The sequence below is a fragment of the Zooshikella sp. RANM57 genome, assembly GCF_050749885.1.
Taxonomy (GTDB): domain Bacteria; phylum Pseudomonadota; class Gammaproteobacteria; order Pseudomonadales; family Zooshikellaceae; genus Zooshikella.
The window spans coordinates 32061-48969 of the sequence record NZ_JBOIUB010000002.1 but is presented as its reverse complement, the minus strand read 5'-3'; the positions used below and the strand labels follow the sequence as shown (position 1 = coordinate 48969).

Annotated in this window: 1 protein-coding gene (running past one end of the window); it reads right to left on the bottom strand. The window is 42.8% G+C overall.

The genetic code is table 11. The features are described from left to right. Positions 1–16909 carry the 5' portion of a non-ribosomal peptide synthase/polyketide synthase gene (locus ACQ96U_RS05075; protein ID WP_431720159.1) on the bottom strand. Its footprint begins 11879 nt before the window's first position, so the window shows 16909 of its 28788 coding nt (coding positions 1–16909); its start codon is at positions 16907–16909; its stop codon lies beyond the left edge, outside the window.

Below are 16909 nucleotides of genomic sequence, written 5' to 3'. Positions count from 1 at the left end.
AGCGCACTAAATCACCGGTGCGATACACTCGTGCCCCAGCATCCGCACTGAATGGATGTGCAATAAACTTCTCCGCGGTCAGCTCAGGACGATTCAGATAACCTCGTGCTAAGCCAATCCCACCAATCAGTAACTCGCCGGGGACACCCACAGGTACTAACTGTTGCTGGCTATCCACGACATACACTTCCGTGTCTAAGGTAGCACTACCAATCGGCACACTAACCCCACCACTCACCGCTTGACCCCTGCTTCCAGCGCCTAACCAGTAAAGGGTGGAGGAAATGGTGGTTTCCGTGGGTCCATAGTTATTGATTAACTGACAATGTTGCTGCGCTGGTCCTGTCAACCAGCCTTCAGCAAAGTCGGGAGGTAACACATCACCACTGACCACTAACCGGCTCAGTGAGGTCGCTTGCCAAAAGGCGGTATCCCCAAGCACAGGCTCCAACAAAGCCTTAGCATACAAGGGGGGGAATTCCGTAATGGTGATAGGGTTGGCTTGCAACCAGCTGACAAACTCTGCCGAGGTCCACAGTTCCGCAGGACGAATATACAAGCTGGCTCCGGTGGTTAAGGCTTCAAACACCTGCTCTACCGCTGCATCAAAGCCAATGTTGGAGAACTGCAACACCCGGTCTTCCGCCGTAATGCCATAGGCCTGAATAATACTTTGGATATGACTGACTAGCGCCTGATGCTCAATCATCACCCCTTTGGGCTTACCCGTAGAACCCGAGGTGTAAATGACATAGGCCAAGTGCTGAGGTGTGACACCCGTTGCGGTCACTGGCAAGTTAGTGACTGGCTGTGCAGACAGCGTGCTCTGGAACGCAGGATCATCCCAATACTTACAGTCAGCATCCACTGAAGCTAGTTTTGCTTGCTGAGCCTGCTCCGTGATAATCAGCTGACAACCACTGTCACTCACCATATAGCTCAAGCGATCAACCGGGTAGCTGACATCCAATGGCACATAGCCTCCGCCGGCTTTATGCACAGCTAAAATGGTCACGATCATGGCCATGGAGCGCTCTAAGCACATCCCCACCAACTCATCGGGACCAACACCCTGCTCGACCAGCCAGTGCGCAAGCTGATTAGCCTGCTCGTTTAACTCGGCATAACTCAGGCTGTCCGCGCCCAATACCAATGCGGTCGCCTCAGGGGTCAATGCAACCTGCTGCTCAACCTGCTCATGGATACATTGCGTCATGGCGCATTGCCTAGCGTCTCGTCCTTGAGTAAGCGCTTGGCCTTGTGCTACCGCTTGGCCTTGCGCCAGCAGAGCCTGTTGTTCTGCGGAAGTCAGCATCGACAACTGCTGAATGGCTTGCTCAGGCTGTTGAATAATACGTTCCAGTAAATTCAACAGATGTTGCGACATCCGCGTGATGGTGTCTGCCGCAAACAAGTCTGTGCAGTACTCCCAATAGAACGCCAGTTGTCCGTCGGCCTGGTTATCCAGCACATTTAAGGTCAGATCAAACTTAGCGGTGGGGCTGGTATCCGCCAGCGCTTCAATCACTAAATCCCCCAGCTGTTGCTGAGTAACATCTTGGGTCTGCACTGCCAGCATGACCTGAAACAGTGGATGATGACTTAAGTGACGATTCGGCTGCAATACCTCTACCAACTGTTCAAACGGTACTTGCTGATGCGCATAAGCATCCAGTGCAGTTTCTCGGCAACGCACCAATAGTTCAGTGAATGAGGGGTTACCACACAGGTCGGTGCGCAACACCAGAGTATTCACAAAGAACCCGATAAGCGCTTCTATCTCTAGCTGTTCCCGATTAGCCACCGGAGTACCCAGCACGATATCGGTCTCACCACTGTAGCGACTGAGCAGCAAGGCAAAGGCAGCTTGTAGTCCCATAAACAGGGTCACGCCCTGCGCTTGGCAAAAATCCCTAAAGGCTACTGCTAATTTGGCAGGTACTGCTTGCTGATAAACCTCCCCTGCATAGCTTTGTTCTTTCGGCCGAGGCATATCCAGTGGCAGACTGTGTACATCAGGGATATCCGCTAACTGCGTTTGCCAGTACTGCAGCTGTTTCTGCAGTACCTCACCTTGCAGCCAATTCCGCTGCCAAACCGCATAATCGGCATACTGAATGGGTAAGACAGGTAATGAATCTGTCTCTCCTTGGCAATAAGCCTGATAAAGACTATCAAGCTCATGCATCAAGACTTCCAGTGACACAGCATCGCCAGCGATATGATGTAGCGTCAACAACAGGACATGTTTTTTAGGGGCAAGGATAACCAGTTGCCCTCTGATCATAAGTCCTTGCTGTAAATCAAACGGTCTCTCTGCCTCCAATAGTCGCAACTGGGCTAGCTGTTCAGCTTGAAGTGCTTCTCCTGTCTGCTGAAGATCAACCTGGGTGAGGGAAAATACTTCAGGGACAGTCTGAATAACTTGATAGGCTTCACCACCCTCAACAGCAAAACACGTTCTTAAGCTTTCATGTCTACTGATAAGCTGATTGAGCGCTTGGTTTAGGGCAGTGACATTCAAATCACCCACCAGCTGAATCGCCAGTGGCATATTGTATAGGCTGTTTTCTCCCTCCAGCTGAGTTAAGAACCACAAGCGCTGTTGTGCATAAGACAAAGGCAACTGCGACTGTCGATCCACTTGCGTAACAGGGGGAACCTGGCTTTCATCAGCCAGCGCATTATCAATAAACTGCGCGAATGAGGCTAAAGTGGGGTGGGTAAAGATGGAGCGAACATTAATATCTTTATTAAACCGGTTTCTTAACTCTGCCACTAAACGAATAGCAAGCAGTGAGTGCCCTCCCAGCGCAAAGAAGTTAGCATAGCGCCCCACAGATGCTTCCGTGTTAAGCAGCTCTTGCCATAGGGCTGCAAGCACTGCTTCTGTGCTGGTTTCTGGTGCTACATAATGAGTGGAGGTTTGCAGCTTAGGTGCAGGCAGCGCTTTACGATCTACTTTGCCATTGGGAGTGAGTGGTAAAGCATCCAGTACGACCCATCCCACTGGCACCATATAATCTGGCAGTTGTTCAGCTAAGGTTTGTTGTAGTGAGGCAATCCATTCGGTTTCTCCTTGGCCAGGTGCTTTTACTTGAGCTCTGGGTGATTTTGACTGGGCTGTAGGCACTTTTGACTGAGCTGTGGGCACTATATAAGCCACCAGTCGCTTATCTCCTGGTTGATCTTCTCGGGCAATAACAACACAACTGCTCACACCAGAAATATTGCCGAGTTGGGTTTCTATTTCACCCAGCTCAATTCGAAAACCACGCAATTTAACTTGATGGTCAATACGACCTAAATATTCGATATTGCCATCAGGTAACCAACGAGCCAGATCACCCGTTCGGTATATTTTTGATTCCTGACCAGCGTCTGCTTTGGCAAAGGGGTCTGGTAAAAATCGTTCAGCGGTGAGTTCATCACGATTAAAGTAACCTCTGGCTAAACCAACACCCCCTATAAAAAGCTCACCGACAACGCCAACAGGTACTGGTTTCAACTGATTATCCAGCACATAGAGCTGGGTATTATCAATGGGCTTACCTATGGGCACAGAACGTCCCATAAAACTCGGTTGGCACTGCCAGCAGCTGACATCAATTGCCGCTTCAGTAGGTCCATACAAGTTGTAAAGCTTGGCATGATGGTTCGCCAAAAAGCGGTTTTGCACATCCACTGCCAGAGCTTCACCACTACACACCACCAGTCGTAAACTAGGAATTCTTTGCTGATAGCGCCCATCAGCAATAAAGGTGGCTAACATGGGAGGCACAAAGTGCATAACCGTGATGCCCGCTTGCTCAATAGTATCCAGCAAGTAGTCCACATCTTTATGCCCTTCCGGTCTTGCCATTACCACTGAAGCACCCGTTACCAATGGCCAGCAGTATTCCCAGATGGATACATCGAAACCAAATGGGGTTTTTTGCAGGACATTATCAGTGCTTTGTAAACCAAACTGCTTCTGCATCCAGTGAATCCGGTTAACCAGACCCCGGTGCTGGTTCATAACCCCTTTGGGTTTACCTGTTGAACCCGAGGTATAAATCACATAGGCCAAATGTGTTGCAGTGACACCCATATGCTGGGTATCAAGATTTACAACTGGCTGCTGGGCTAACTGTTGCTGAACATATTCATCATCAACACAAAGGAGCTGATCTGCCGATAAACTCAGCTTACTCACCAAATGTGAGTCTGATATCAACACGCTAGCCTGGCTATCTTCAAGCATGTACGCCAAACGCTCGGCAGGATAACTCGGGTCTAGTGGTACATAGGCCCCACCTGCTTTTAATACCGCAATTATTGCAACAACCATATCAATGGAGCGCTCAAGGCATATGCCTACTAACTGATCAGGCTTAACCTCTCGTTGCACTAAGTAATGTGCTAACTGGTTAGCACGCTCATTAAGCCCTTGATAAGTAAGTGCTTGCTGTTCAAATTGAATGGCTACGGCTTCAGGAGACTGCTCAACCTGTTTTTCAAATAGCTGATGAATACAGCTATTGTCGGGGAAATCAGCGGCAGTATTATTCCAGTCTTTTAATACTTGGCTGGCTGCAACGTCCGTTAATAATGAAAGCGACAACACGGGCTGCTCAGGGGTCTGAATAATGCTTTCAAGTAAGCGATTAAACTGTTCTGCCATTTGTTCAATCGTCTCAGCATGAAACAGATCAGTATTGTATTCCCAAGCCAGCGCCAAATTATCTTCCTGATCTTCCACTGTCAGCATCAGATCAAATTGTGCTCGACTGGTAGTCAGTGCCATGGGTGTACAGCTAATGTCTTCTAGCTGCATAGTCTGTTGACGACTATTCAATACCAGCATAACTTGGAAAAGCGGGTGATAGCTTAAATCCCGAGCAGGCTGTAACACTTCCACCAACTGTTCAAAAGGCACCTGCTGATGAGCATAAGCCTGCAACGCACTTGTTTTAGCATGTTCAAGTAACTGCAAATAACTTGGGTTATCGTCTAGTTCCAAACGCAATACCAAGGTATTAACAAAAAAGCCAATCAGCTCAGCAAGACGTTGTTGTTCACGGTTAGCAATTGGGGTTCCAACAACAATGTCACTATCACCACTATAACGGGCAAGCAACACTGAAAAAGCAGCATGTAATCCCATAAACAAGGTGACACCTTGCTGCTGGCATAATTGCTTAAATTGCTCAGTCACCTGGCTATTTAACTGCAAATAATGCCATTGACCACGATACTGTTGTGTAACTGGACGAGGCTTATCTAATGGTAAATTATGTACTGCAGGTAAACCCGCTAATTGTTTTTTCCAAAAACTGAGTTGTGTATCCAGTAATTGACTAACCTGAGCACTACGTTGCCATAATGCATAATCACGGTATTGAATAGATAACGCAGGCAAATTGACTGCTTTATTATTGTTAATCCCATGATATAACTGACTGATCTCATCCATTAATATTCCCAGGGACCAGCCATCAGACGCGATATGATGCATGGTGAGTAATAATACAACGTCTGTAGTATCAAGTTTTATCAATAACCCTCTTAGTAACAAGTCCGTTGATAAATTAAAAGGCTTATCTGCTTCCTCTTGTTGTAATGCAGAAAGCATTTTTTCTTGCATGTCCTTATCAACACTCTGCAAGTCTTTCAATTGTAACTGCCAGTTTTCAGGCATTGCCTGGATATACTGATAAACTTCTCCTGACTTATTAATAAAGCACGTTCGCAACACCTCATGCCGCTCAATAATTGTGGCTAATGCTTTATTTAATGCTTCAAAGTTCACATCACCTTTAAGTCGAAAAGCCAGCGGCATATTATAGTGGGCACTACCATCCTCCATTTGATCAATAAACCACAGCCGTTGTTGAGCATAAGAGAGTTGAGAAAAATCCTGACGGGTATTTGCCTGAATTTCAGGTAAACACGTTTTCTGCTGCGAAATGAATTGATCAATTAATTTCGCCTGATCGCAAAGAATCGCGTACTCAAAAATATGATGCATGGCTATTTCAATAGCAAACTGCTTACGGACAGCGGCCACTAATTGCATAGCAAGCAACGAATGTCCACCAAGCTCAAAAAAGGTGGCATTCCGGCTTATCGCGTGTGCAGAACCTAAAATAGCCTTCCATATACCTGCTAAAGCCACTTCAGTTACTGTTGAAGGTGCAACATAATATTCAGAAATAATATCTGGCTCGGGCAATGCTCGACGATCTACCTTACCATTCGCTGTCAGCGGAATTTCAGGCACAATCATTATTGTGCTAGGCACCATATAGCTGGGCAACTGCTCTTTTAATTTAATTTGTATATCGGTTGTTATTTCTGTATTACTGCTTTCTACTCCATGAGATAAAACAACATAAGCAACAATACGTTTATCCTGGTGTTGTCGACCGTTATGAATCAGTACCGAGGACTCGGATACTTCAGCACAATGATTAAGCGTGGACTCAATCTCTCCCAGCTCAATACGAAAACCTCTTAATTTAACTTGCTGATCAGCCCTTCCTTCAAATGCAATATTGCCATCAGGTAACCACCGAACTAAATCACCTGTACGGTATAACTTGGCATTTTTATCTTTGCTAAATGGATTAGTTACAAATCGGCTGGCCGTTAATTCATCCTGATTTAAATAGCCATTGGCTACACCATCCCCGCCCGTAAAAAGCTCTCCTGTGACACCTTCAGGTACAGGGTTCAGCTGTGCATCAAGCACATAGACTGTGGTATTCGATATTGGCTTACCAATAGGAATTCGTTGATGTGTTGGCCAATCCCTAGGAATTTTATAGCAGCAGGTAAAGGTGACGTTTTCTGTTGGGCCATAACCATTAATAATTGTAAGCTGGGGATGTCTTTTATAAAACTCAGCAACAGATACGGGATTAACGACATCTCCCCCCGTCAATAAATACTGCAAACTAGGTAGCGAGTGTGAACAGTTTGCAACAAACTGATCAAATAACCCAGCAGTTAACCATAATGTATTAATGTTAAACTCATTAATCGTTTTCGCTAAGGTAAGCGGATCAATTAAAGGCTCTTTATATAATACTAACTGCCCACCATTAAGTAATGCCCCCCAAACTTCAAATGTGGCAGCATCAAAAGTGACTGAAGCACATTGCAACATCACAGTAGCAGAAGATAATGGCAAACTGCTGTTGTTAATAGCCAGCCTGACAACACCTTTTTGGGTAGCTTTTACCCCTTTTGGCTGACCTGTAGAGCCAGAGGTATACATTACATAAGCTAATAGTTTTTTAGGCTTATTACTCAGTGAAATAATTAGATCTGAGCTTAATTTTGCTAACTCAGTTTGTAATGCAAAATCATCTAGACAAATAGCAACTTGCTGATTAAGTGGTAACTGACTCACTAAATCGGTATGGCTAATAATTAAATTTGAATTGGTATCAGCTAGCATATAAGCTAGCCTTTCAGCAGGATACTGAGGATCTAGTGGTACATAGGCTGCACCCGCTTTTAAAATTGCCAACATCGAAACAATTAAATCAATTGACCGATTGAGGTAAATCCCTACTAAATCGCCAGTAGTTGTTCCTTGTTCAATTAAATAATGAGCAAGTTGATTAGCCTTAGCATTCAGCTCAGCATAAGTTAATTGTTCTTCACCTAAAATAATCGCTACTTTATTGTTATTGTCTGCAACCTGTTTTTCAAATAGTTCAGCAATCGATGTTTCAGCGGGGTATTGTCGAAAGGTATCATTCCATTGAAACAACAATTTATTTTTAGTTTCAGTTGATAGCAAAGATAAATCATTAACACATTGATTAATATCCTTCGTTAACGACTCAAGCAATATGGTAAAACTTACAGTCAGGTGTTCAACAAAGGCTTTACTCAATTCAACTGAATTAAATAACACCTTAATTTGAATTTGTTTACCTGGAATAATCGCAACCGTAATTGGAAAGTTGGTTTGTTCAATGGCACTAATACCATTAAAAGTAAATACCTGTGTTGCATTATCAACATCACCATCCCGCCATCGATCTTCAATGGGATAATTTTCAAATACCACTAATGAATTAAATAATTTTTGACCTGCATCCACCTCACTCCAACGCTGAATATCCACCAGAGAAGCATATCCATATTGGTCAAGTGCTATTTGTGATTGATGAATGATTTGCAACCATTGGCTAATTGGTTGCTCGTCAGAAGGAATTTGCAAACGCAGAGGCACACTGTTAATAAACAGCCCTACCATTTCTTCTACACCGACAACCTCTTCGGGTCGACCTGACCTTGTTACACCAAAGACAACATCATTACTACCGCAATAGCGATTCAACAATATTCCCCAGGCCCCTTGAAACACCGTATTAAGTGTCACTTTTGCGTGCCTGGCAACCTGTTGCAATTGCTCAGTAATGGTAGAATCTAATGTCAGTAAATGCTCTTCAATGGTATTCTGTTTTGGCTCATGACGTTGATAACTGATTGCTTGAGGATCAGATAATAAGGTAGGTTCAGTAAACCCTTTTAGATAATCCTGCCAGTACGTTTTAGCCGCTTGCTCACTCTGTTGCTGTAACCACTGAATATATCGACGATAAGGTGCTACAGGTGATTGCGTAATCGCTGATCCTTGTACATTAGCACAATAGAAAGCCTCTAAATCCTTAAATAAGACAGGTACACCCCAACCATCTAACAAAGCATGATGATGCGTCCAAATCAAATGTTGTCGATCATCTGCCTCCTGCACTAACATTAGTCGCATTAAAGGAGCCTGACCGAGGTTAAAATCTGCACGCTCAGATGCAAGCAAACTATGCCATTGTTCTTGATAAGCTTCTGCAGATAGCGTTCGCCAGTCCCTCGTTTGCCATGGAAGTTCAACGTGGCTTTGCACCAGTTGCAACGGCTTGCCCTGATCTAAATGAACAAACGCTGTCCGTAACATGGCATGCCGGTCCACTAGTTGCTGCCAGCTACACTGAAAATGCTCTCTGTCAATGGTTCCAAAACTTAATATCAGCTGTGTAATATACACACCGGAGCCAGGCTGCATTTGACTATGAAACAGCATACCTTGCTGCATGGGGGTACATGAATATAAGTCTGCAATTGCAGGGTAATCTGTTTGTAGCTGATTGAGCTGCTGTGCGTTTATTTGAGCAAACGGAAAATCACTTGGCGTATAAGCACTGGGTGCATCCAGACAATGCTTAACAATGGCCATCAAATGGTTGATATAGTTGTCTGCCAGTAACTGAATCGTCGATGCATGGTATTCGAGGTGGTTATAATCCCACTCCAGTTGCAGCTGACCGTTACTGACTAAGCCACTAATACACAGTCGATGACTTCTTTGCCGTTTGTGGCTCACCCAACTCCCTGTTTTCTCAAAACTCCCCGTTAATACGCTAGCAGCATTATGATCTTCAATATCAGGTTCATCACCGTCAAACTGACCTAAATAATTAAATACGATATCCAATGCTTCTGTCGTACTTATTAAATCATTATCTCGACTGAGATATCGCAATACGCCATAACCCAATCCCTTATTGGGGATTGCTCGCAAATATTCTTTAACTGTTTTAATTTGAGCATCAATTTCACCATCAGCACGTTGTAAAACCACTGGAAATGTCGTGGTAAACCAGCCAACGGTTTCATTTAAATCAAACTCATCATTGATAGCTTCTCGGCCATGACCTTCCAACTCAATGCGAATGGCCTGACTATTTTGCCATTCAGTCACTGTGAGTAATAATGCCGTTAATAACAGATCATTTATTTGGGTGTGATAACAACGATTTGCTTGCTGTAACAATTCCTGACTAATTTCCGTATTTAATGTCACCGTTACGGTTCGGCTATTTTCCCGGATATTATCTTCAACATTAACAGGCTGATCAGTGTTTAAACGTGGAACTGGACTCTTTACTATATCTAACCAGTAATCATGTTCAGCCAATAATACTTCAGATTGACTATACTGCTGTAGCCATGCCCCCCAAGATTGATAGGTGCTGGTTTTTCCCCCTAAGTGAATGGACTGCCCCTGATGCAATTGGTTGAGTGCCAACGATAAATCTTGCAACAAGATACGCCATGAAACACCATCAATAATTAAATGGTGAATAATCCATACCATTTCTCGCCGATGTTCACTTTCAAGACCCAGCACAACATGACTTAAAGGTGTATTGGCTAAATCAAAACGACGGTGTGCTAAATCTATTAACTGCTCAAAATCATCACCTGTTTTCTGAATGGTTAAGCAAAGTTCATAATTCTTTTCGTTGCTTTCATCATAGTGACCTAACCAGTTATTTTTTGATTTTTTAAAGCTTAAGCGAAAAACATCATGGCGCTGATATACTGCAGTTAAAGCGCTTTTTAACTGCTCATCTGTTACGCCTTTTGGTAATTTAATACGCAATGCCTGATTAAAATAGTGCTGGTCAATATCGCTGTCATTTAAAAAAGCATACTGAATGGGTAATAATGCTTGCTGACCAACTACATATTGATCCTGTATTTGTTCAGATTCTCTTTGTTTAATTTGCTTGGCCAGTTCAGCAATCGTTTGATACTCAAAGACCTGACGTGTACTCAACTGATACCCAGCTCGCAAGGTTCGAGATGCAACTTGAATGGCTAAAATCGAATCCCCACCGATAGCAAAAAAGTTGTCGTTTACACCCACAGGATTAACACCCAACACTTGTTGCCAAATTTCACAGAGTATGGTTTCCGCTTCAGTGGTGGGTGCCACATAGCCCTGTTGTGACTCATACTGTGGCTCTGGCAAGGCTTTTCGATCCACTTTTCCGTTACTGGTTAACGGAAAGCTATCTAATACAACTATCGCGCTGGGTACCATATAATCCGGCAACTGCTGTTTCAGGCTATCTCTTAAGCCACTCGCGAGTGGCTCACTTGTCGTATGATCAGCCAGTGATGCTGAATCCGCAGGCACCATATAAGCCACAAGTCGTTTACTTCCAGTATCTGTGGTTTTTACCACGACTAACGCTTCTGCCACATGAGGCTGACTTAACAACACATTTTCCACTTCACCCAGCTCAATCCGAAAACCACGGACTTTGACCTGGTTATCTGTCCGCCCCATAAAGGCCAAGGTGCCATCGGTACACCACTTCACCAGGTCGCCTGTGCGGTAAAGTCGTGCATCCGTGCTTTCGAAAGGATGAGCAACAAACTTTTCTGCCGTCAGCACTGGATTATTTAAGTACGCGAGCGCCACACCATCTCCACCCGCATACAACTCACCCACAACTCCGATAGGCACTGGCTGCTGATAGGCATCTAATACGTACACCTGGGTATTACCAATCGGTCTGCCTATGGGTAATGGCTGTTCCACTGGCCAATCTTTGGGAATGGGGAAACAACAGGTAAATGTCGTATTTTCAGTGGGGCCATACCCATTAATGACTGTAACTTGGGGATACTGCTGATAACAACGCGTCACCGACTGTGGTGAGACCACATCACCGCCTGTCAACACATAGCGTAAGCTTGGCATAGCCGGTAATTCAGCAGCTACCCACTGATCAAACAGACCTGAGGTCAACCAGATCGTATTGACCTGATGTTGGTTAATGCAGGTGGCTAACTGGGCCGGGGCCACTACCTCTTCCGGGTACAACACCACCTGACCACCATTAAGGAGTGGTCCCCATAGTTCTAAGGTTGTGGCATCAAAGGTCACTGAAGCAGATTGCAACATCACGGTGTTTTGATCGACGGGCACCTCAGGGTTATTCAACACCAACCGCAAGATACCGCGATGTGGCACCACAACCCCTTTCGGCTGCCCTGTTGAACCCGAGGTATAAATCACATAGGCCGGACTGTGCTCATCCACAGATACCACAGGGGCGGTTGTGGGATAGGTCGCCATCGTGTTTTGCACATCAAGACTATCTAACACTACCGCCTGTTGATCCGTCAGTGGTAATCCCTGCTCCAGACCACTTTCGGTCAATACCCAACGGACCTGACTGTCACTGAGTAAATAACGTAACCGGTCTTCCGGATACTGGGGGTCTAACGGTACATAGGCACAGTCCGCTTTTAAAATCGCTAATGTAGCCACGACCATATTCAACGAACGAGGTAAACATATGCCCACCAAACTACAAGGTGGAACACCTTGGGCAATTAGGTAATGGGCAAGCTGGTTGGCCCGAGCTTCTAACGCCTGGTAGCTCAGTGTTTCATTATCCATCAGCACGGCCGTAGTCATGGGCGTTGCTTGAACCTGAAGTGCAAACTGCTGAGCTACCGTTTTAACGGGTAAATCGACAGGTTGTCGGTTCCAATCCTGCAATAACAGTTGTTGTTCTTGTTCTGTCAACAAGGATAATTGAGAAATCGGCACAGTTGGAGATGCTAATGCCGCCACCAGAAGCTGGTTAAAATGCGTGGCAAATCGATCAATGGTGGCCGCCTCAAACAGGTCCGTGTTGTATTCCCAATCCAGTGTCAAACCATCATCATGCGCTTCAATATTAAGTGTTAAATCAAACTTTGCTCGACCGGTTTCTGTTTTCAATGGTGTTACATTCAGATCTGTCAGCTGGTACTGCGCTGGCCTGTTATTCTGCAGCACCAACATAACCTGAAATATGGGGTGATAGCTTAAACTGCGTGTTGGCTTCAATTCATCGACCAATAACTCAAAAGGCACATGCTGATTAGCAAATGCATCCAGTGAGGTATTTCGACATTGCAAAATTAATTCATTAAATGATGGATTACTTGCTAAATCAGCCCTTAATACCAAAGTGTTAACAAAAAAGCCTATTAATTCAGACACATCAGACGATTCACGATTCGCCGTGGGCGTGCCCATCGTTATATCTGTTTCATGGCTATAACGACTTAATAATGCTGAAAATAGCGCAAAGATCCCCATAAATAATGTTGCACCTTGCTGTTCGCAGCGCAGGTGCAGAGATTGTGTGAGTTCTTTGGAAATGTTAAACGTCGAGATACTACCACGATAATCTTGTTGACTTGGTCTGGGTTTATCCAGTGGTAAATTATGTAACTCAGGAATCCCAGCCAGTTGTTTTTTCCAATAGCTTATTTCTGATTGAATCGTATTTCGATCATTTAATTTTTGGCGTTGCCATTGTGCGTAATCTGCATACTGAACAGGAAGCTTAGAGAGTGAAGACGGTTGATTTAAATAAAAACTATTATAAAGCTGATTGAGTTCATTAATTAAAATACTATATGACCAACCATCAGCGGCAATATGATGCATCGTTAATAATAATTGAGCTTGATTTTCTTCTAACAAAATCAAGTGTCCACGTAACATTAAATCCTGTTGTAAATTAAATGCTGTTGACGCTTCTATTTGTTGTATTTCGAGAATAGCATGTTGCTGTTTTATTTTTTCAAGACCACGCAAATCAGTAGTCGGCAAGTCAAATTCTACGGGTAATGATAATATTTTTTGATACGCTTGCCCGTTATCACTTGGGAATACCGTCCGTAAACTCTGGTGACGTTCAATGATCGTTCTGAAGGCATTGACTAAACTTGTTGTTGATAATTTCCCATCAAGCTGCAAAATTAAGGGCAAATGATAGTGGTTACTTCCCCCTTCCATCTGATCTATTGCCCATAACTGCTGCTGCGAATAGGACAATGCTGTGGGCTTCGACGTATCAACGGGGTGAATATGATCATCCCAGTCCGGCTTTACGCTTTTATCTACACAAGTTTTATCGATATTTTCTGCGAGAGAGCGTAAATCATTTGCAAAAAATATATCTTTTATTGATAACTTTACCCCAATTATTTTATTAATGAGTGACAGCAACTTCATGGTTAACAGCGAGTTTCCACCTATTTTAAAGAAGTTAGCTGCTATACTAATCGGCGTATTGATACCCAAAACCTGTTGAATCAAACTAACAACTTTTTCTTCTGTGCCTGTTTGAGGAGCAATATAGTCAACATCCATGTCCACAGACAATAAACTGAACTCAGGTGTTAGCAATGATTTTTTATCAATTTTACCATTAGCGGTTAATGGAAACGCATCAAGCACCACGACCTTGCTGGGCACCATATAACCTGGTAAAGATTTATTAAGAGAATCTATCACTGTTTCAGCAAGTTGATTTTTCTGTTCCACCGTAGCATATGTTTGTTTATCTACGGCCATCACATAACTCACCAAATGCTTTTGGTCGTTGTTACTTTCTGTGATAATGGTTACCGCTTCAGCCACTTTTTGATGTTTACGAAGGGTGTTGTCAATTTCTCCTAACTCAACACGGTATCCTCTAATTTTAACTTGGTCATCAACCCGGCCAATAAATTCAAGCTCACCCATTGACGACCATTTAACTAAGTCACCAGTGCGATACAAAATAGAATCATCGACAATATATTCAAGTTCAGTAGGCTTTTTAATGAATTTAGTATTTGTTAGCGGTTCGTTATTAATATAACCTTTTGCCACCCCAGGACCGCCAATAAGCAGCTCACCTGCAACGCCTATTGGACACAATTGATGATTAGGTAAGCAAACATATCCATTAATATGAGGAGCAATTCGCCCAATAGTAATAACCTCGTTATTGTCATCAAATAATTCTGCTGACGTGCTCCATACAGTCCCTTCCGTGGGCCCATATTCATTAAAAAGTCTACTGTTTATCTTCGAAAAGTGTAATTTCTTTAGGTCATAGCCAAAACTCTCACCACCAACGATAGAGACTTGTAATGATCTCATTTGGTTGGTTTCTGCTTCTTCTAATAACTGACGATACAGTGTAGGTAAGACCAATAAGTGGCTAATGTGCTGCTGCTCAATGGTATTCACCAAATACGACAAATCATAGACATCTTGGGCTATAAATAACTTACCGCCATCAAGTAAGGTCCAGAAAATACCAGCAACAGTACAGTCAAATGAAAAAGAAGATATGAGTAAATGTGCACTGACTGGATGTTGATAAAAAGATTGTCTGGCGAGAATTGAACTCACTAAATTTTTATGTGAGACAGCAACACCCTTTGGTTTACCAGTCGAACCAGAAGTATAAATAATATAAGCTAAATGGTCAGAATCACAAGCAGTGCTTGCTTCTGAAACCCTACTATCCTCAGACATATTGCGGATAGGAAAGTCATCCCGTTGCTGCAAAGCCTTATTAAGAAATATTGCATCTGTTATTGATTGTTCAGCGAGATTTAACCGTTGCCAAAGTACGTTTTCTGTAATCACACATGAAGCTTGGCAATCCTCAATCATGTAAGCTAGACGGTCTGCAGGGTAAGAGGGATCAAGCGGCACATAAGCTGCACCTGCTTTTAAAATACCTAAAATAGTAGCAACATAATTTACAGAACGGTCTAAGCAAATACCAACACTATCCCCTGGTTTTATGCCTTTTTGTACAAAATAATGAGTAAGCTGGTTAGATAGCAGATTAAGTTCATTGTACGTGAGCTGTTGGCTATCATCTGCTACCGCTATGGCTTGTGGGGTTCGTTTAACCTGTTTTTCAAATAACTGATGTATACTTATCTCTTGTTGTTCGTTTACCGTTGCTTCACTTACATACTTACTCTCATTATTCCACTGTGCAAACAGTGCTAACTCTTTTTCAGTGACAAGATTAGTGTTTGAAGCTAGTAACCCTGTATCCTCAATTAAATTTTTAATGATATTTATAATTCTGCTAAAGAATAACTCAGCCTCAGTACGATTAAAAACATCTGATCGATAACAGATATTAAGCTCTGTGCTTTGTTCACCACTTGTCCAATTCCACTGTAACTGCAATGGTAATTCACTATTGAATGTACATCTATTGACTAATTCAACATTTAAACTTTGACTAACATGCGGAAAAAGCTCACTTGTTTCGAACACTATCGTATCAAAATGTGAGTAATTTTCTTTAATATCATCAAATGTTGTATTTACTATTTTTACTGCTAATGTTTGAATATCATCTGCATGCGTGATATCCAATGTTAAAGGTACTATTTCCTCATTATTTTCATATATTCCATTCGTTGAGAGCTGATTGATTATATTACTTTTATGTACACCTATCGTAATGGATTGCTTATTACCTATGTTATATAAATAAACAGCTAACGCGAGCACCGTTAGATGCTGAATATCCAATCCCAACTCACCTATTACATCTTGTATTTTTTCATAATCTTCACTATTTAACGTCTCACGTAATACATTCATTTTTTTATCATTTGAAAATGATTTATAGTGAAGAAATTCAGGTTTCATTCTGTCCTGATAGGCAAATAGTTCATTGAATGACATCTTAGACATACCATGTACATTTAGCCAGTCGTATAATTTTTTACAACTATGATCCAATCCCAGATTGATTGAATTCATTATCTGGTTACATTTTTTATCTTGTACAGTACTTTCATATAGCGCAAATACATTCTTAATATAGTAAGCACATGCTTCATCAGAAAATAATGTTGCACTCCCTTGAAATATCAGTCGACAACCCTCAACATCAGTCTTCAACACATATACACAAAGAGATATTCTTGTACTGTCTTTCTTGTTGATCTCGTCTTCAATAAATTTTTCAGTCACGCGAAGTGGATTTGTATCTTCTGAATAATCAAGTATTTCGAGTCTTACTGGAGCAATTTCACAGATATTTTCTTGGTTATTCTCATCAGTGTATGAACTCTCAATACATTGAAACACTTTTTCTGCTGCAGTAAAAAAACTATCGATACACAGCTTTCCATAAAATTGATAACAATAGCTTCTTGTAAAACCACCGACAAACAGACTGCTATCTTTTTCCATATGGCGCACGATTCCCTGAGAAGACAAGTGATCCCATACTAATTTCAT